This window comes from Actinomadura sp. HBU206391 (assembly GCF_014323665.1).
GTDB lineage: Bacteria > Actinomycetota > Actinomycetes > Streptosporangiales > Streptosporangiaceae > Actinomadura_C.
The window spans coordinates 1-1,472 of the sequence record NZ_JABVEB010000537.1 but is presented as its reverse complement, the minus strand read 5'-3'; the positions used below and the strand labels follow the sequence as shown (position 1 = coordinate 1,472).

Genomic DNA, 1,472 nt, shown 5'->3' with positions numbered 1-1,472 from the left:
GAGCTTCCGCTTGCGCTCGGTGACGCTGTCGGTGAGGACCTTCAAAACCTCACCGGCCAGCTCGTCGGCCTGCCGCACGGCGTCGCGCGGGTCGTCGACGAAGCCGGACTGGATGTCGCGCCACTGTTCGTGGAGCCGCTCCGACCTTCCGGAGTCGACGAACTGCTCGGTGCTGTGCGCCGCCGCCGCGGCGGCCGGCTTGGACGCGGGTGTGCCGGCCACTCGCCGGTCCGGGTCCGTGCCCGAGACGCCGGCCACGCTCGCGTCGTCGGCCGTCTTGGACGTGCCGTCCTCGCCCGCCGGAGAACGGTGCGCACCGGTGGTCCCGGCGGTGGTCGTGGACCCGGCGGTACGGCTCTCACCGGTCGTGCCACCGGTATGGCTACCGGTCTTCGTGTCACGCGGCGTGCCGGCCTCGCTCTCGGGGTCGAGCGTGCGGGCCGTGCCGGATCCGCTCCCGCGGTCGGCCGCGCGAGACGCGTCGGACTTCTCCGCCCCCTCGGTGCTTCCGGTCCTGGCCGAGGTCTCGGCCGAGGTCTGCGACGGGGTGGTCGTCCCCACGGCGCCGGTCGATCCGGCCTTTGCGGGGGTCTCGGTGAGCTGAGCCTCGTCGTCCTTCCCGGTCGCCGGCGTGGCGGACGGGGTGCCGGTCCGCGCCTGCTTCCCGGCCGTGGAAGATGCGTCGGTCTCGCCGGTGCGCTCGGTCGTGCTCGAGGTGGCGGTCCGGTCCGTGGCCGAGGCGCTTCCCGCGGACGCGGTCGTTCCCGTTGTCACGGACGGTCCGGCGACGGGTGCCTTTTCACCGTCGCTCCGGGTGCCGGTCGCGGAGGTGTTCGAAGCCGACTGCCCGCCTTCGGTATCGGACTTTTGTCCTGGCCATTTATCCATGCTGGTCACTCCTCGGTTCCGGTTGAGTCGGACTTCCGGTTCTTGTCCTCGGTCCGTTTGTTCTCGGCGGGCCTGTCTTCGACGCGCGTTTCGTCGACCTGCTCGGTGTCGGCCGACTTGTCGTCGGCCCGCTTTTCCCGGGCCCGCTTGTCGTTGACCTGTTCGTCGTTCACCCGTCGGTCTTCGACCTGCCGATCCTTGACCTGTTCGTCTTCAACCGGCCGGTCTTCGAGCCGCTTCTCTTCGGCCTGTGGGCCGTCGGCCTGCCGGTCGCGTTCCCCGGACGGCGTGCCGAGGAGGTCCTCGAAGAGGGCGCGGTAGTGCACCATGGCCTGCCGCAGGTCCTCGGTCGATGCCTCTTTCCGGCCGGCCCGGTCACCGATCTCGTGAGCGCGCCGGTAGTGGTCCACGGTGTGGCCGTGGTCGACGGACAGGGTCGTGATCTGCTCGTCGAAGCTGCCCGTCGGGTAGCCGCGTTCGGCCGCGACCGTGGTCACCAGGCGATCGGCCTGGCCGACGACGGCCTCGGGATCGTCGACGAACTTCTCCTGTATCTGGGTCCATTGCTCGCGGTAACGCTCCCG

At 70.6% G+C, this 1,472-nt stretch carries 2 protein-coding genes; both read right to left on the bottom strand.

Annotation, left to right across the window (positions count from 1 at the left end):
- The coding region (locus tag HKK72_RS39220) for a hypothetical protein (RefSeq protein WP_222721699.1) at nucleotides 1-774 on the bottom strand (774 nt) is incomplete at its 3' end.
- Nucleotides 775-893: 119 nt separating this feature from the next.
- Nucleotides 894-1,472, bottom strand: a 579-nt coding sequence (locus HKK72_RS39215; RefSeq protein WP_187239423.1) for a hypothetical protein, incomplete at its 5' end; no start/stop codon positions are given.